The organism is Flagellimonas lutaonensis (assembly GCF_000963865.1).
Taxonomy (GTDB): Bacteria; Bacteroidota; Bacteroidia; order Flavobacteriales; family Flavobacteriaceae; genus Flagellimonas_A; species Flagellimonas_A lutaonensis.
This window is the reverse complement of record NZ_CP011071.1, coordinates 563,154-581,060: the sequence shown is the minus strand read 5'-3', so window position 1 is coordinate 581,060 and position 17,907 is coordinate 563,154. Positions and strand designations below refer to the sequence as shown.

At 43.3% G+C, this 17,907-nt stretch carries 15 protein-coding genes; 9 read left to right on the top strand and 6 right to left on the bottom strand.

Features of this window, described 5'->3' with window-relative positions; genetic code table 11:
- Positions 1-29 precede the first annotated feature (29 nt).
- Complete coding sequence (locus VC82_RS15185; protein WP_052698863.1) at positions 30-3,632, bottom strand: PAS domain S-box protein; 3,603 nt, start codon at positions 3,630-3,632, stop codon at positions 30-32.
- A gap of 42 nt (positions 3,633-3,674) precedes the next feature.
- On the bottom strand, positions 3,675-4,721 hold the full coding sequence (locus tag VC82_RS02715) for a mechanosensitive ion channel family protein (protein ID WP_045801016.1): 1,047 nt from the start codon (positions 4,719-4,721) through the stop codon (positions 3,675-3,677).
- Positions 4,722-4,844: 123 nt separating this feature from the next.
- Here VC82_RS02715 and VC82_RS02710 point away from each other — a divergent pair, with 123 nt between their 5' ends.
- The 3 genes from VC82_RS02710 (at position 4,845) to VC82_RS02700 (ending at position 7,570) form a co-directional block, all read left to right on the top strand.
- A complete protein-coding gene (locus tag VC82_RS02710) occupies positions 4,845-5,612 on the top strand; it encodes a patatin-like phospholipase family protein (RefSeq protein ID WP_045801015.1) in 768 nt (255 codons plus the stop codon).
- 133 nt (positions 5,613-5,745) lie between these two features.
- Positions 5,746-6,471: a peroxiredoxin gene (locus VC82_RS02705; protein WP_179944604.1), complete on the top strand. Its 726-nt coding sequence runs from the start codon at positions 5,746-5,748 to the stop codon at positions 6,469-6,471.
- A gap of 148 nt (positions 6,472-6,619) precedes the next feature.
- The gene (locus VC82_RS02700) at positions 6,620-7,570 is read left to right on the top strand and encodes a calcium/sodium antiporter (RefSeq protein ID WP_045801013.1); all 951 of its coding nucleotides are present in this window, start codon (positions 6,620-6,622) and stop codon (positions 7,568-7,570) included.
- Positions 7,571-7,625: 55 nt separating this feature from the next.
- Here the strand turns inward: VC82_RS02700 and VC82_RS02695 are convergent, their stop codons facing one another.
- The 4 genes from VC82_RS02695 to VC82_RS02680 form a co-directional block, all read right to left on the bottom strand.
- Positions 7,626-10,289: a cation-translocating P-type ATPase gene (locus tag VC82_RS02695; protein WP_045801012.1), complete on the bottom strand. Its 2,664-nt coding sequence runs from the start codon at positions 10,287-10,289 to the stop codon at positions 7,626-7,628.
- Positions 10,290-10,428: 139 nt separating this feature from the next.
- On the bottom strand, positions 10,429-10,893 hold the full coding sequence (locus tag VC82_RS02690; protein WP_045801011.1) for an Hsp20/alpha crystallin family protein: 465 nt from the start codon (positions 10,891-10,893) through the stop codon (positions 10,429-10,431).
- A 120-nt stretch (positions 10,894-11,013) separates the two neighbouring features.
- Positions 11,014-11,700 carry a hypothetical protein gene (locus VC82_RS02685; RefSeq protein ID WP_157517953.1) on the bottom strand — a complete coding sequence of 229 codons (687 nt, stop codon included), beginning with the start codon at positions 11,698-11,700 and terminating at the stop codon, positions 11,014-11,016.
- A gap of 153 nt (positions 11,701-11,853) precedes the next feature.
- Positions 11,854-13,008 carry a baeRF7 domain-containing protein gene (locus VC82_RS02680; protein ID WP_045801009.1) on the bottom strand — a complete coding sequence of 385 codons (1,155 nt, stop codon included), beginning with the start codon at positions 13,006-13,008 and terminating at the stop codon, positions 11,854-11,856.
- Positions 13,009-14,081: 1,073 nt separating this feature from the next.
- Here VC82_RS02680 and VC82_RS02675 point away from each other — a divergent pair.
- The 6 genes from VC82_RS02675 to VC82_RS02655 all read left to right on the top strand — a co-directional run bounded on the left by VC82_RS02675 (position 14,082) and on the right by VC82_RS02655 (position 17,883).
- On the top strand, positions 14,082-14,456 hold the full coding sequence (locus tag VC82_RS02675) for a hypothetical protein (protein WP_157517951.1): 375 nt from the start codon (positions 14,082-14,084) through the stop codon (positions 14,454-14,456).
- A 342-nt stretch (positions 14,457-14,798) separates the two neighbouring features.
- Positions 14,799-15,146 (top strand): plasmid mobilization protein, encoded by a 348-nt coding sequence (locus tag VC82_RS02670; protein WP_045801007.1) that lies wholly within the window; start codon positions 14,799-14,801, stop codon positions 15,144-15,146.
- Entirely contained in the window at positions 15,136-16,188 is a 1,053-nt protein-coding gene (locus VC82_RS02665; RefSeq protein ID WP_045801006.1) for a relaxase/mobilization nuclease domain-containing protein, read from the top strand. The genes VC82_RS02670 and VC82_RS02665 overlap by 11 nt, the downstream gene beginning before the upstream one ends.
- Positions 16,189-16,196: 8 nt before the next feature.
- The gene (locus VC82_RS02660; protein ID WP_045801005.1) at positions 16,197-16,502 is read left to right on the top strand and encodes a hypothetical protein; all 306 of its coding nucleotides are present in this window, start codon (positions 16,197-16,199) and stop codon (positions 16,500-16,502) included.
- A 134-nt stretch (positions 16,503-16,636) separates the two neighbouring features.
- A complete protein-coding gene (locus VC82_RS15505) occupies positions 16,637-16,810 on the top strand; it encodes a hypothetical protein (protein ID WP_157517949.1) in 174 nt (57 codons plus the stop codon).
- The gene (locus VC82_RS02655; RefSeq protein WP_045801004.1) at positions 16,807-17,883 is read left to right on the top strand and encodes a recombinase family protein; all 1,077 of its coding nucleotides are present in this window, start codon (positions 16,807-16,809) and stop codon (positions 17,881-17,883) included. Before VC82_RS15505 ends, VC82_RS02655 begins: the two co-directional genes overlap by 4 nt.
- The last annotated feature ends 24 nt before the right edge of the window (positions 17,884-17,907 follow it).

The following is a 17,907-nucleotide window of genomic DNA, read 5'->3' as shown; positions in this document are numbered from 1 at the left end:
CAGCCGATTTTGCTCTACCTTTCAGACCGTCACCCAATCGGAAAATCTAAGGTGAAGGTTGTTCCCTTGCCCTCTTCGCTTGTGAAGCTTACCGTGCCCCCCATAAGTTCAGTGTATTGTTTTACAATATGCAAACCAAGGCCCGTGCCCTGTATGTTCTCTGCATTGCGTGCCCTGAAGAAACGCTCGAATAGATGCTCTTGTTCGGCCTTGGGAATACCCATGCCCTCATCTTTTATGCGCACCGATACCGTATTGTCTTCCCAAATGATGGTGAGGGTAATCGTGGTATTCTCTTTGGAGTACTTCATGGCGTTCGACAAGAGGTTGATCAGAATGTGCCGCATCAGTTTTGGATCTAAAAACACTGACGTGGAATTTCCTTGGTGATGCAGCACAATCTGTTGTACCTCTTTTTTGTCGGCAGTAATTTCTTCTACCAACGATCTTGTCATGAGTAACAGGTCAAAGCTTTCTGGTTGGCTTATTATTTTGCCTTCCTCTAATTTGCCCAAAGAGAGAAAATCGTTCAGTATCACCACAAGGTTACGGACATTGGTCTTGATCTGATCGATATACTTCAATCTTTTTTCGGCCTTGTCAGGGGTATTCTGTTTTTCAATCAATATGGCCGAAGAAAGTATAGCGCTCAAAGGTGTTCTGAACTCGTGAGAGGCCATGGATACAAAGCGCGACTTCAATTCACTGAGTTCCTTCTCTTTTTGCAAGGTGTTGCGTATTTCTATTTCGACCTGTTTCTGCTCGGTAATATTACTATAGACGAAAAGGGCCCACACTGCATCTTTTTGTGCGTACATGGGGGCAGAGTTTACGGCGTAAATTTCAGTTCCGAATTCAATTTCAAAAGAAAGGTGTTTACCGCTCAACGTCTTTTCGATATCACTTTTTATTCTGCCCATCCGTCTTTCAGAAAAAATGTCGATATCATCTATTTGCTTGCCCTCAAAATCGGCCTTTTTCAAATCTATCCGCTGTAATTCTTCTCCTTCTATATATACGATTTCCATGTTTGCATTAAAAACAATGATGATTCCTTTGGGAAAGTTTTTGGCGATAGCGGAGAATATTTCATAATTGGTTCTGGCCTTTTGTTCAGAGGCCTTGGCAAGTGCGGTCTGTTCTCTTGATCGTAAGTTGGCCTCAACCAACTTCTTTACGGTCTCTCTGAGTTCTTTGGTGCGCTCAGATACTTTTAGCTCTAAGGTATTGGCATATTCCTCCAGCTTTTTTTGGCTTATTTCAAGATCTTGCTTGACCACATGGTGCTCTATGGCGAGACCTGTGAGTCGGGCCATGTCTTTCACGATTTCGAGTTCCTTTTTTTTGGGCTTGCCCTTGCGTTTTCCATATACGGCAAAAGTGCCCAATACGTCACCGATAGATGAATAAATGGGCAGCGACCAACAGGCCTTGATGCCGCTCTGTTGGGCCAGGTTTTTGTATGCTTCCCACAGGGGGTCGTTTGCCACATCTTCTACGATGATTTCCTTTTTTAAGAAAGCAGCAGTGCCACAAGATCCTTTTTTTGGACCTATCTCTAGTCCTTCGATACCCTCGCTGAAGGCTTTGGGCACGTTTGGTGCCATAAGTATATGAAGGGTGCCGCTCTCTTTTTTCAACAATAGGATCGATGCACAACATTCTTCTACGTACGTTTCGATACCGTTGATAATCTCTATGGCTATCTCCCTCAAGGGCTTGTTCTTGGTGGCCAGCTCCAATATTTGTCGTACTTCGTCTTTAAGTTGTTCATCTTGTTTGCGGTCGGTGACGTCGTTCTGTACCCCGATGAAATGGGTGGGTTTTCCAGCTTCATCATGCACTGGGGTAATGGTCAATTGGTTCCAGAACAAGGTGCCGTCCTTTTTATAGTTGCGAAGCTCTACTTGGCAACCTTTCCCTTTGGCAATGGCCGATTGCATTATGGCAACTGCCTCTTGGTCACGGTCATCGTTCTGTAAAAAGCGACAATTCTTTCCTAAAACCTCATCTTTTGAGTAGCCCGTTATTTTTTGAAAAGCATCGTTACAGTAAATAATGGGCTGATCGGGTTTTTGGGCGTCGACGATCAAGATGCCGTTACCGGCCGCATCAAGTGCCCTGTTTCGAATGTTGAGGTCTTTAGCGGCTTTCTTTTTTTCAGTTATATCGCGGGCCATGGCCAATACCTGGTCTTTTTGTAAATACACGATACTGGTCTCGTATTGCCTTAACTCTCCGTTGCGTGCAAGGGCATATTCAACCTTGTGGTTTTCTTTGGTCTTAAGTGTTTGGTCGATAGTTCTTTTAAGTTTTACATAAAGATCTTGGGGCAGTAGATCCTTCATGTTGCGGCCCACTACTTGCTCTTTTGGTAGATATACATGGCCGGGGTCGTTGGGCTCATAAAAATCAAGATATTTGCCTTTGGCATTGACAACCAGAATATGGTCAGGTATGGCCTCTAAAAGTGCATGGTTCTTGGCCGCACTGGCCCGCAGTTCTTCTTCTGTCTGCTTTTGGGTCGTTATGTCAATGCCAGAACTCAGCGTTGCGGCGACCTGGCCACTGTCATCGGTCAAAATGGCGTTTCGCCATCGTATCAAAGGTTTTTTTCCCTGTTTGGTAATCACGTGGTTTTCATAATATTCCTCCAAAGGAATTTCCCCATGGATTATCCGTTCAAAAACATTCCTGACAGGCTTTTGTTCGTCTTTGGGCAAGCAGGTCTTGAACCATTCTTTCCCAATAAGTTCTTCTTGTTCATAGCCCAACACCTCACAGGTTTTTTTGTTGACCAATTCTATGGTGCCATCTTTGTTGATGACCACGAACATTGAGGCAGCAGTGTCTAGATAATGTTGCAGTTTGTTTTTTTCTTGCCGTAGTTTGTTTTCGGCCTGTTTGGCTGCGGTTATCTCGCGTACAATACCCATGATATTGTGGTTGTTCATGGGCACAAACCTTATCTCGTAATCTTTCAGGCCGTTTTTATCGACTCGAAACTCGGCCTTTTGGTTTTCTTTTGTCTTTGCCGTGTTTTCGAAGCAATCGTACAGGTCACGGTAAAGATTTGGATGAAATAGCTTTTTTATGTTCGTACCGATTATTCCTGCCCCGGAAATGAATGTTTCGTTATGTTCAGGGATATGGACATCGATGAAATCACCCTTTAGGTTCAAGATGAACATCATATCGGGAATGGCTTCCAAAAGGGCCTTGTTCTTGGTCTCTTTTGAACGGAGTTCTCGGCCCATCAATTCTTCGGCGGTGATGTCCCTGACAAAAACAAGAACGAACCGCTTGTCATCAATCGTCTTGAAAGCCCATTTGACCTCAAGGGGAAACTGACTGCCATCCACTTTGTTTCCCCATGTTGAAGTACTGTTCTCGATCTTTTCTAATGCGGAGTCTTTATTTGATCCTTTCTGGTTTTTATGAATTTTCGCCCACAGACCCGGAACCAAGTCGTCTATGTTTTTTTGCCTTATTTTTTCAGCCGTATATCCAAAAACCCATTCGGCGGTGGCATTCGCCCTTTTGACGGCCCCTTGGTCATCCAAGACCAAAATACCCTCGGGCGCTGCCTCGAATAAGGCCTCAAAAAGTTCAAGGTTGTTCAACGTATCCATCTTCAAAATTGGCTAATTGCATGTATCAATTTAGAGAACCATTCATGATGCGTCCGTTCTTCTTAATTTGGGCAGGGCACCTGGGTAATTCTCTTTAATAAAGGCCACCAACACCTCTCTTACCTTGCAGCGCAGCCTCCAAGCGTCTGATGCGTTTCTGACACTGAAAGTGGCTCGAACCTGCATGGTTCGGTTATTGGTATCGGTCACCTCTAGGTCGGCAATATTATTGTCCCATCTTTTATCGGCGTTCAAAACATCCATCAATTTGGCCCTAAGCTCGTCAACGGGCAAAGTGTAATCGACATACAGATGCACACTGGCAATGAGCGGGCGCGAGTTGAATGTCCAGTTGACATACGGCTTGTCGTTAAAATAGTTCAATGGCAGTACAAGCCGCCGCCAATCCCAAGTGCGCACCACCACATAAGTGAGGGTTATGTCTTCAACATTGCCAAACTCGCCCTCTATGACCACCTCGTCATCGATTTTAAGGGCTTGGGTAAAGGCCATCTGAAACCCTACGATGAGATTAGAGATGGACTTTTGCGCCGCTACGCCCACAATAATGCCGGCCACACCGGCCGAGGTGAGAATGGTATTGCCCACCTGCCGTGCGCTGGGAATGTTCCACAAGACCACCGAAACCGCAATGGTGATGATGACGACCATCGCAATGCTCTTCAAAAACCGTAACTGCGTCAATGCCTTGCGCTCGCTCGCCACATGGGCCCTGTCGATTTCAAACTTCTGTTTTACCACCTCCTCGATGGCCAGTACCAATCCGATCAAAATCCACGCAAAACCAAAAATGATGAACGCTTCGAGCAGCTTTTGCCAGAACACGCCCAATTCAAAATAGGATATTACGGGGCGCAGAAACAACAACGGAATCAAAAGGAACAATGGCCTTTTCAGGCGTTGCAGCAATTGTTGCTTGAGCACCGAGGGACTTTTTTTCTGATAAAACCGTAACAGCGCAAGCAGTATCCAACTTATAAGGATACCTGCCAAAACGGCCAAAGTCGGTACGATTAAAAACGCCAGCAACGATTCTTTACCGAACAGATATACACCAATATCGTCCATGTAATTTTTATATAAATGTAGGGCTGCGAATTGTGCCAATAAATGACCACGGTCATATCGTACCTTTTTAAGATGGGATATTTTTGATACGCTTCTTAATGATTCAAAAGACATGGATAGCACATGAACACAGGTTTGGCACTTTCGGGCGGCGGGTTTCGGGGCATAGCCCATATCGGAGCCATCAAGGCATTGGAAGAACACAATATTCACCCCACTTATATTGCGGGCACCAGTGCGGGTGCCATTGTGGGCGCTTTGTATGCAGGTGGCTGCCATTGGGAGGAAATACTTGACTTTTTCAAGACCGTACAGTTATTCAGGATCAACAACTATGCCCTTAAAAAGCCAGGCTTTGTCGATACTGAAAAATTTTATGATCGGTTTTTGCACTATCTGCCCCATGACGATTTTGGGCAATTGAAGAAACCTCTCTTTGTAACCGCCACCAATATCTTGAATGGCAACTTACAAATTTTTCACAGCGGCGAACTGATACGCCCCGTATTGGCATCGGCTGCCTTTCCTGGAGTTTTTGCGCCCGTAAAAATCAAAGAAGATTATTATGTTGACGGGGGTGTTTTGAACAACTTTCCCGTTGATGTCTTAAAAAAGCACTGTGACCAGATTGTCGGGGTATATGTGAACCCCTTTGAAAAAGTGCAGATTGAAGACTTGAAACATTTCTACTCGGTACTGGAGCGAACTTTCAAAATAAAGGCTGCCAAAGAATCGCTATCAAAGTTCGATGACTGTGATTTGATAATCTGCCCAAAAGGCCTGGGTAAGTATGGTACTTTTACTACCAAAGATGTAGATGCCATCTTCAATCTGGGCTATGAAGCCGCCAAAAAGGCACTGGAAACGGCAGATACACTACAAACCTCATGATTTGAGTAAAAAGACCCGAAGGATTTGCACCAAAAATAATCCTCCTGATTCAAATCATTTCGGCGGTCCGCAGGCATATCTAATTTTATCATTAAAACAAAGACATACTGCAAAATTTTTAAAAAATAGTATTATGGAAACTCCATTAGATAATCGCGAACAGATAACACCTATGCCCCGAATTGGAGACAAAGCCCCAGAATTTTGGGCCAAAACCACGCAAGGCGATATTCATTTTCCCAACGACTATAAAGGAAAGTGGGTGATTCTCTTTAGTCACCCGGCAGATTTCACCCCAGTGTGTACTTCAGAATTCATGACCTTTGCCAAACTCGAAGAAAAATTTGCCAAGGTCAATTGTAAATTAGTCGGACTATCCGTTGATGGGCTATACAGCCATATCGCCTGGTTGCGCACCATCAAGGACAAAATTCAGTTCAGGGATATGAAGAACATCGAGGTAAAATTTCCTCTTATTGAGGATATTACCATGAATGTGGCCAAAAAATATGGCATGATCCAACCTGGCGAAAGTGAAACCCAAGCCGTTAGGGCGGTCTTCTACATTGACCCAAAGGCAACAGTCAGAGCAATCATATACTATCCTCTTAGTCTGGGTCGCAACTTTGAAGAAATTTACAGAGCCTTGATTGCCATGCAAATAGCTGATGAATTTGCAGTGGCCACACCAGCCGATTGGGAACCAGGTGATGATGTCATAGTACCCCCTGCTGGCTCTTGCGGAATCGCCGAGGAACGTATGAAAATAAAAGATAATGAAATGGAATGTACCGACTGGTTCTTCTGCACCCAAAAGCTTGATAAGAATGAAGTGCTGGAGGCGGTACTTCAAGATTGACGCACTACGCTATTTGTTACTTCCTGCCGATATTCTAATTGGGGTCGATTTACTTGCTGTGGATGTAAATTTAGTCTTATGCCCGGAATCCTGAAAAAAGGGGCTTGCTCAGAAAAGAAGAGTAGTATCTTAAGCTGAACCACCTATCATGAACAGTTTTGCCTATCTTATCGTTGGTGTTTTTGGCCTATGGTTGGGCACGGAACTCACCGTAAAGTACGCTGTCAAGATTGCACGTTATTTTAAGCTATCGGAACTGTTCATCGGACTAACCATTTTAGCCTTTGGAACCGATCTTCCAGAACTCGTTGTTGCCATAGAAGGTGCATTTTACAATTTGAGAGGCACCAATACTTCAGGCGTGGTAACCGGTAACGCCGTTGGCAGCTCCATATCGCAGATTAGCATCATTGTCGGTACCATTGCACTATTCTATTATGTGTCGGCAGGTGAGATACAAATCAAGCAAATAGCAACAGAGCTCATCGGTTCAATTGTTCTGTTGGCCTTGGTGGCGTTCGACGGCATCATTACATGGAACGACGGCGCATTGTTGGTCATTGCATTCCTCATATATATCTACACCCTATTGTTACGAGAACGAAAGACCAGAAAAAAGGAAAAATTGGAAGCATCACGCACACCCTCAATGGTATGGTTGCATGCGATATTTTTGACAGGAGGTTTGATCATTGTATTGGCCAGTTCACAAATTACCTTGGAAAATGCCCTTAAAATTGCGGAACATTGGCACCTTGGCCAATCTTTTATCGGTTCAATCATTATAGGATTGGGAACCAGTTTGCCCGAACTTGCCATTTCGCTAAACGCTGTATCTAAAGGGCAATCAAGCCTGTCAGTAGGCAATATTGTTGGGAGCAACATTTTTGATCTTCTAATTCCGTTGGGCGTGGGCTCACTCATTTCAGAAATAAAAGTGAGCCTTTACATTCTTTGGTTCGATTTGCCAGTACTGCTGATTATGAGCATTATCTTCATCTGGTTTTTAAGCCGAAAAAAGGGACTTCAAAAAAAGGAAGGCCTTGCCTTGGTCATTCTGTATTTGGCATATGCACTGGGCAAACGTTTTATAAGCTAGGGCCTTGGGGTTATGCCCTTAAATGCCATATCCTCATCCAAAAAGAAGGAACTACCTACAATTTTACCCAGTGTTCCAAAAGGTTTGACAAGCGTTTGATGAGCTGCGCCAATAAAACGGCTGCCGTGGCGAACAAAACCGTTATGACCAATTGCTCGAATGACAGGGCAATAAAAGCAAGGGCCTCAGCCACAGCAGGTATGGCATAGGCCACATAGGTAATTGCCAACGATAAGACCAATGCGCCCCACACCCATGGGTTTCGGGTAACCTCGTTGTTGAAAAACGGTTCTTCACGTTTGGGTATGTTGAACACATTGAACAACTGTGCCAATACCAAGGTTAAGAACGCCATGTTATTGATGATGTTTGCAGGGACATCGAGAACAAACTCGGCATAGACCACCACACCGAGCACCGCTAAACTGATGCAAAGACCATACAGCATGGTGGCATACCAGTCTCCCTTGCCCATAATCGGCTCGTTGGGATTTCTAGGGGGTTGTTGCATGATGTCATCTTCACCTTTGCCCAAACCCAGTGCCAAAGCAGGAAAAACATCGGTGACAAGGTTAATAAACAAAATCTGCAGGGGCAGTAGTGGTGTGGGCAGGTTGGCAAGGGCCGCCACCCCGACCGCAAGAATTTCGGCCAAATTGCACGATAAAAGATAGACCACAAACTGACGGATATTCTGAAAAACTACCCTGCCTTGGCGAATCGCCAACTCTATAGCCGTAAACTTGTCGTTCTTCAGAATTACATCGGCCACCTCACGGGCCGCCTCTGTTCCGCGAATGCCCATGGCAATCCCGATATCGGCCTTTTTGAGAGCGGGCACATCGTTGATGCCATCACCGATCATGCCCACAATATCGTTGTTTTTCTGGTGGAATGTTATAAGGTCAAGTTTCTGTTCGGGGGTCACCCTTGCAAAAACAGAGGCCTCGAGCAATTGCTTTTTATCCGTTTCATCGGTTTCTTTGAGCTTTTTTAGCGCCGTGCCCTCCAACACTTTGTTGGTTGGGGCATCAACTGGCAACAAACCGACTTCTTCCGCTATTTTTTGTGCGGTCTTCGGGTGGTCGCCTGTGGCCATGATGACCTTGATGCCCGCCGTTTTATAAATATCGATGGTGGCTTTGACATCTTCGCGGGCCGGGTCGATGAATCCGATGATGCCAAGAAAAACAAGTTGTTTTGCAAGGCTTTCCTTTTCAGGTATTTCTTCAACTTTTCTATAGGCAAAAGCCAATGTGCGCAACCCTTGCGAAGCGAGCTGGTCCACTTTTTCATGCCATTCTTTTTTATGGTCGAATATTTTAATTTCGCCATCAATCAGAATGCGATCGCAAACCGTGACCAATTGTTCAAAAGCACCTTTTACGTAAACGAAAGACCCATGTTCATTTTGGTGCGCAGTGGCCATGAATTTTCGGTCAGAATCAAATGGAAGCTCTATTTTTTCTGGATTTTTCTCTCGGATGGATGACACTTCATATTCGAAATGCTCGGCAAAATCGAGCAAGGCCACTTCAATAGAGTCGCCCTGTGCCCCATTTGCAGACGGATATGCATTGTTGCAAAGAATGCCCGCCAATATCATTCTTTCGAAAGCTTCGCTATTTTTTACAGTAACAAGATCAACACTGTCTTTATGGTACACATTGACCAGGGAAGCCTCTGCAAGAACAACTGTGTGTACATTCATTTTATCTTCGGTCAGTGTTCCAGTCTTATCGGTGCAGATGATGTTGGTCGCACCCAAGGTCTGTACGGCTTCCAGTTTTTTGATGATGACCTTCTTTTTTGCCAACCGCAACATGCCCTGTGCCAAGGCAACGGTGGCAACGATCGGCAACCCTTCGGGAATGGCGGCCACCGCCAATGCCACACCCGTTTCTATCATCAACAAAAGGTCTTTTCCCCGAATATATCCGGTGATCACGATCAGCACAGCAAAGATCAGCGTCAGCCATATCAGCCATTTGCTGAGCTGGTTCAGTTTTTTTTCAAGGGGCGTGATTTCCTTTTCGGCTTCCATGCCCATCTGTTGGATCTTTCCCAATTGGGTATCGGCACCCGTGGCAGTTACGATCGCCCTGCCCGAACCTGTTATGGCCGTGGTGCCCTTGAAGACCATATTGTGTTGGTCAGTGATGGGCGTATCGGCAGGCAGTGTTTCGATTTTTTTGGACACGGGAATGCTTTCTCCCGTCAATGCAGATTCTTTCAACGATAGGTTTTCTTCAGATACCAACCGGGCATCAGCGGCAATTACATCGCCCGGTTGCAGTAATATGATATCACCCGGCACCAATTCTGGGGCCCCGATGTATTCGGTTTTTCCTGATCGTACCACACGGGCCATCACCTGCCCCATTTTTCTGAGGGCCTCAAGCGATCGCACGGCCTGTAACTCCATGACAAAACCGATTGCCGCTGAAATGATGATGACGACAAGTATGGCGACACCTTCAAGCCAATCACTAAAGAGAAAGGCCAGCAATGCAGCAGCACTCAGAATGTAAATAATGGGGTTCAACAATTGATCGACAAGTATTCGCCATTTGCCCTTTGGCCTATCTTGCGGAATTTCGTTCGGGCCGTATTTTTGAATATGTTCGCGCAATACCTGATCGGCCAGCCCTTGTGACAGGTGGCTGTTGAGGCGATCTGCAATTTCTTGGGCTGAAAGCGCACATGGATCTTGGATCATATTCGGCTGACTGATATCTTGAATTCGACTTCAGAAGAATCTTCATGACAAATGCCCTCCCTGCCAAACCTATCACATGGACGCATTCAGGCCTTGGCAAGGGGGCATTTTTGGAAAACCACCGTTTTAAAAGTCTTCTCTAGGCAACTTCAATTACCTTGGGTGGACGTTTTTTGGCTTCCTCTTTTTTGGCCAATTTGAAGCTGAGTATGCCGTCATCGTACTTGGCCTTGATTTCTTCTTCTTTCACGCTCTCGGGCAGTTGCAGTGATCGCTCGAAAGAGTTATAACTGAATTCCCTTCGAGTGTAATTGTCTTCTTTTTCTTCTTCTGAATGTTTTTTTTCAGCTGAAATGTTAAGACAACCATCATCTATCGTGACGTTAAAGTCTTTTTTTGAAAAACCGGGAGCGGCGAGTTCAATCTCAAAATCATCATCGGTTTCTTTGATGTTCAAGGCAGGCTCCATGGTTTTGCCATTCCAGAATCGACCGGGCAGCATATCACGCACCCATCCTCGATTGTCAAAAAAATCATCCATGTCAAAAAAATCTTGGGTAATCAGGTTACCCCATGGTCTTCTTCTAAATTTTACAAGTGACATAATGCTATTTTTTTAGTTAAACAATCATTTTTCTTCCATCCCGAAAATATAATTTGGGCGATGTTTTCGAAATGATCTGGGTCAGTACGATCATTTTTTTACGCCTTTTTTGGGATTGTTTCATTGCAGTGGTATACTAGAGGGAATTACTCGTTCAAATACACTGCAAGAGCTTTCGAACAAGAGTCTTTCATTCAATATTTGCTCGAATTCTTCTTTAGTGGGTGTGATGAAAATCTGCGTTTTTTCATCATTGTCATTGGCAAGTGCCTTAACGGGAGTAATGCCTTTCAACCGCGACAGGTCTTCGGGTAGATCAGCCTGGGCCAATGACAAGATATCATCTTTTTGTGAGGCTACTAGCACGGCCCAAGTATTTTCGTCCAATTTCTTGTTCAGTATCAAATGACCTTTCAGCTGCTTGAGCACTTGGTGCCCACCGATGGCGAAAAGCGTATCTCTGAGTACAACCGTAGAAATTATGGTATCTCCTTTTTGTTCCATTGGAAAGGATTGCCCCCAACCGTTCACGTGCAATTCGCCGTTGAGCAATTGCAATTCGGGCGATTCGGCTATCTCAGTTTCGGTAAGCTTGACGAAGATTTCCTTTCTTTTGACAAATGCGTGCCTGTCAACGAACAATGAGGCACTGTCAGCATTGCACCAATAAACCCCCCAATAGGCCTCGGGAATCTGTGCCAACGATTCTGTATCGGCCGGTTGCGGTTCGCCAAAGACCACAGGGGGCTGGCAAGACCCGAGCAACACCAATAAAAGAAACATCGAAAAAAACGCTATATGTTTCATGTGTTTATTTTTATTTTCTTTATTGGTCACATATAACCTTTGATGATTAAAATAATCATTACAATGTGTGTTTAAAGATTATTTTAATCATGTCGGTTTCATCTTTGTCACGTTTTTAAAACAACCACCACACCAAAATGGCAATGCACGGCTTCAATAACGATAGAGGGCGTTCACCTTTGAATGCGGATTGGGCATTTCTTCTTTTTCGAGAAGATATACCATGCCGCCGTTCAAAAATGTCTTTATCGCGGCCATGTTCAGCAATGATACGTTGGTGGGGCCGAATGCCTCATCGACTTTCACCTTTTGGTCTTTCGGATCATAGACCCCCCATATATCTTCCCTATTTTCAATGAACAACGTATCTATCTTGCCCTGCAGTGCCGCAGGCACAACTTGACGAATGTCTGAACTGGTTTTTCCCGTGCCGTCGTGCTGCTTGAACAAAGTGATTTTTTCTTTTCGTACACGATCAAAAATGGGCTCCATTTTTTCCCACGCCAGTTCGTGCAACAGAAATTTATCGGTTTCTGAAAGGTTGCATGAGATGTGTTCATCCAATAAATGCTTGTAAGTGTTCGCCTTTTTGTACAGTGAAAAAAGAAAATCTTGGCTGGCGACCACCATGGGTTTTTGCTCATCGTGCAATATTGTGTTCAACCCTTTGTCGATGGCCCGGAAATAACGCACTATTTCGTTTTCCCGATCACGGTCGGCCCCTGCATGGCCATGAAAAGTCGCCGCCCCGTGCCCCTCATGTTGGCTTCTGAACTGCAGACTTTTCTGCTCGTAATCGTACCCGACACGTTCCTCCATCCGAACGGGAATCAAATCATCGATCACCACATCGGCAATGGTATGTCTGGTGTTTTCGTACAGACGCACCTGTTCCAATTGCAAGGCCAAGACATAGAAAGCACCATCGCCCGTGAACATGGGCAACAGTGGTTTCAAATAAAAACCATTGGCCACATGGTTGAAAGCCTCAAAATAAACGGGCAGTGTGTATTTTTTGAAAAAACCATGGGTAAGAAAAAGGGCCAGACCGTCTGATTGGTGCCGCCAAAATTCACCGTCATCAATCAATCTTTCGACTGGAGCCACCAAATCGTCAACTTCTTTTTGACTCAGCTCTTGTGCCGATAATTTATCCTTCACTTGCTTGAGTTCATTTTTCAAAACAAGTTTATCCTTTTCTTGCAGCACTTCTTTGCCAGACCTGTGTGTGGGGATGAAAATTGAGATGCAAAAGGCACTATGTACGCTATCAAGTCCTTCAATATCTTTTTTGGTTATCAATGCCATTTTTCAATCGTTTTTGAAATGATTTTTTGATAATGGAAAAATATACTCCACAGAGATGTCCTATAAAATGATTTCAATCAGTACAACCCCTTTGGCAAAAGATATGTGAGGTTCAGAAGCAAGTCACAAACATACTTGTCATCGACTGATAAGTTGTTCAAGGAAGTTGCCCATTTAAATCGCACGTTTTCTTGCCTTTCAGTATTGGCAGTGCGGCATCAAATTGGCAGGAAAAAAACCCTGTCTTTACCTATTGGCTCGCTATTTTTCCCGGATTGATAAACGAGCATTGTTAAGCCAAATTAAAATTGCTTGACCTCATCAGTGCCTTCGATCCGCTCATTACTTATAAAAACTGAAAAGGTACTAGCACTCTAAATGAATGCGGGGTATTTAGCCGTCATGCTTGTCTTGAAAAGCATCCAAGGTCATCCGTATTACGATATTATCGTTTGTTTTTAGATTTGATTCTTAAAATCATGAAAAATTACAGCAGGTGTCGTCATACTTGGCAAAATATGAAACATAATACCGACTTTAATACTAATGAAGTGCCAATTTTGGTAAATTGATAATAATCATTAGGCTGTCAATTTAATTAAATATTCCCTAAGTATTCCTCCGTATCTAATTAGAAACTAATGGTCTTATTAAGAGAGTTGAAAGGACTTATAATCAGCATTCGCCTCACTTCTAGTCATCATATTGTCATATGATGCTATGGCCATACGATGATATGACGAAACGTTCATTGCTATATAGTACTATATATAGGAATAATGCTATCAATATTCAATGCATTAATTATTGCTATATATGTCATGTATTACTTATGCCAATATAGCTCATTACAATCGGGAGAGTCGACTTTCTGATAGATTTGATTGTTCAATTTCACCATTTGAAATCTATTGATTTTTCCCCTAAGCACAACTCTAGGCAACACCTGTTTCAGAGAAAGTCCAAAGCGTTGCTTTGGACTTTTGTGGTCAGGGGAAGAAAGAAGCCGTTGATAACTATGAATGACTTATTACGTCCGATAAAACCAAATCCCCTTAACTTTAAATCAAAAAGTGAACGAAGCTCTTTTGTTGACCAAGAAGACTGTCGAATTCCGGAATTCTTATCCAGAGCTAATTGCCCAATGGGAAATGCAAATAGGCCATGGAAACTGCCATCCAGATCTTCATTTTTGTCTAACCTTAGTTGATGATTTTCCTTATCTCAATGCCTATTTACGTTCTATTGATTATTTGTTCGGTTTTACGATAAACGCTTATATCATCCACTCCAATTGGCAGCGGGATTTTATTGAATCAGGATATAGTGGTAACTCTGCCCTCGAACTGGCCAATCATGAAATACAGCTGACCTACAATGCCTTAAATGAATCGGAAGCTATTGTAAAAGACCCAAAGGCCAAGATTTACCGCAATATTTTGGCATAGTATCGCTCTAGTAATCTTTGAAGTACAGAAAGGAAGATACCGACTCGGGTATCAAGAAGGAACATTATCTTCAAAACTATTCCACTTCGTAGATTATTCCGGAAACCAGTTTCAAACTGAAAGAGCAGTTCTTTACTCGAATATGTCATATACGAATTTTTTCCTTAACAAATGAGCTTTGGCGTACATCAATCCATGTACGCTACTCCCATTTTTATTTTCCAATCATCGTTAGGTTAGCCAAAAGTTAATCAGAGGTCACGAAGCAAGTTGTGTTTTTGCTAACAAAAACCCTACGCACTTCGTTTGTAGTTGCCTTGTGATCCTCACAAATCCATAGAAATGGGAAGGCCAAAAAAAGAACTGGGCAATCTAAAAATAATTCAAGTCAATATAAGGATGACCACTAATGAATACTTAAAGGTTTCAACCAATGCGGAGACACTTGGAATATCCATTGCGGATTATATCCGAAAAACGTGTACGGGAAAATCCTTACCAACCAAAAAGATTAATCCTTTGGACAGGGAACTCTTTGTAGAGTTGAGTAGAATTGGAAACAATCTCAATCAACTTACCAAGGTCTACAATTCGGGAATCCGTGACCCTTTCAACATGAAGGAACAATTGATAGCGGTGAAAGACCTGTTGACATTCCTAAAATCTAACATCTCCAATAATGATAGGTAAAATAGTCATAGGAAAAGACTTTTATGGGGTTCTTGCCTACAATGAAAAAAAGGTGGAAGAAGGGGTCGGATATGTAATCGATTCCAATATCGAGCATTCCACCTCAGTCAACATGACCAATGAGTTCAATCTGATAAGGCAGTTGCGTCCCGGATTGGGCAAGGCCGTTTTCCATGTTTCATTGAACCTTCCCCATTCGGACACTTTGAACGATAAAGAGTTTACATCGTTCGGTTGTGATTATCTGATGAAGATGGGTTTCGACAACAACCAGTTCATCATGTACCGCCATACCGACACCGAACATGAGCATATCCATATCATTGCGAACAGGGTCAGGTATTCGGGCTGGATAACAAGTGACAGCAACATTAAAAGAAGAAGCCGAGAAGTGCTCAATACTTTGGAAAAGAAATATGGACTGACCCAAGTTCTGGGAAAATCCAATACCAAAAAATCACTTACCCAAAGGGAAATTGAAAAAACATTGCGAACGCGTACAGCACCGACCAAGCTTATCCTTCAGGAGAAAATCGGGTCAATCATCTCAAAAGCAAAGGACACGGCAGAATTTATCAAGCTGCTCAAAGTAAACAATATCTCCCCAAAATTCAATGTCAGCAAGACCACGGGCCGAGTATCTGGAATATCTTTCAAGTATGAGGGTGTTATTTATAAGGGAAGCTCTTTGGGCAAGAAATTTTCATGGAACAGTATCCTAAAACATATCGATTATGAGCAAACAAGAGACCGTGCAATTGTTCTCGAAAATAACAATGCAATTGGAGCAACTGCAAAGTCTGCTGGAGCAATCGCAAATGGAACACAAAGAGTTATCGAGGTGCCAGCAGGAGATGCTGAACGGACTCAAAATGCTCATGAAGAACCAGAACACCATGTGGCAAAGGATAAAGGAATTGGATGGGTAGCCCCATTGGTCGAGGACAATCCTTGGAACGCTTTTAAGCTGGAAGTGGTGGATTGGGATAGTTTAAAGCGCAAAAAGCGAAGAAAAAAGAAAGGAAAAGGATTCAATCTTTAGGAGCTGTTATGAAAACGGAACGTATTGAAAAGACCGATAAGTTATATCCTTCAGGATTGTCTCACTCTGAAATCCAGGTACTGGAGATGATACGGAACAAGAGGTTTCTGTCCATCAAACTGACCATCAAGAATGGGGAGGTAGATATCATTGAGGGTCTGGAACGATTGGATACGGGAGAGCGTATCATTGATGTTTTGAAGCAGCATGATTTTCAAAATCTGGAAATCAAGCAAAGCCATGGGAAAATTGTCTGTGTGAACAGGACATTCAGGAAAAAAATCAATCATACTTCCAAAACTGAAAGTTGTTAACCAACAACTCATAAGTATGGGATAAAATGGTAATCCCACAAAGGATTAAATCGATTAAAAAAGGTAAATTAAAGCCTGCTTTTACACATACGGTAGTGACCTAAAGACACAGGAACTGCTGATATCTATGGGAAATGTCAAACCCAATCATTGAGCTAAAGCAGAAAAAAAGAACATTTAACAGTACATGGCTCAAAACGTACAAAGGTTTTGAAGGGTATTCTGAAGAAGAAGCTGAAAACATCATAGAGCAACTTCAAAAACTGGCCGATATCGTTTGCAACCATGTCCAAAAAATAAAAAAATGAGCCTAGAGGTATTCAATCAATTTGCCAAAAAGGAAAAGGGAAGGGTCATAGGAAAAAACAATACGGCCGTAATCTACACCCGTGTTTCCAGCAAAGAGCAATTTGATAATAATGCCAGTCTGACCACACAGCTCAAATACTGTCAGGAGTATGCACTTCGTAAAGAATTGGATGTAATTGAATATTTTGGGGGAACCTATGAATCGGCAAAGAGCGATGAGCGCAGGGAGTTCCAAAGGATGCTGAACTATGTAAAGAGGAGAAAGAACATCGGCTATATCATTGTCTATTCCTATGACAGATTTTCAAGAACGGGTGCTAACGGGGCCTATATCAGTGAGCAACTGAAGAAACAGGGAGTGGCCGTTATTTCGGCCACCCAAGAAATTGACGTGACGACAAGTGCGGGTACGTTCCAGGAAAACCTTTACCATATGTTCTCCCACTTTGACAACCAAGTTCGTAGGGACAAGTCCATTACGGGCATGCAAGAAAAGCTGCGAAGAGGATACTGGACGGGAGCCTATCCATTTGGATATACCAACACCAATCCTGGTAAAGGAAAGATTCCCAATTTCGTGATTACCGATGAGGGCAGATTATTGAAAAAGGCTTTTTTATGGAAAGCGAACGCCAATATGTCCCATGTCGAGATTGCGGAAAAGCTGAAAGAAAAAGGCTTGGATATCAGAGCAAAAAAACTGACCGACCTTTTCAGAAACCCTTTCTATTGTGGACTTATCGTCAACAGTCTTATTCCCGGAGAAGTGATACAAGGGAAGCATGAAGCCCTCATATCAAAAGAGGTCTTTCTTAAAATCCATAATCTGCTTCATGTGGGTGAATCGCCTAGGAAGTATTCGTTTGATGATGAGAACCTACCGTTGAAAATGTTCGTGAAGTCTTCGGTATGCGGAACGCCATATACCGGATTTATTGTAAGGAAAAAAGGGCTGTACTATTACAAGAACAGACGTAAAGGAAGCAAGGAAAACAGAAGTGCCAAAAAGCTCCACGAAGAGTTTTTGGACTTGTTGGGCAATTACACCATAGCTGACAAAAAGTATATCTAGCCCCTGACTGATATCATCCACGAC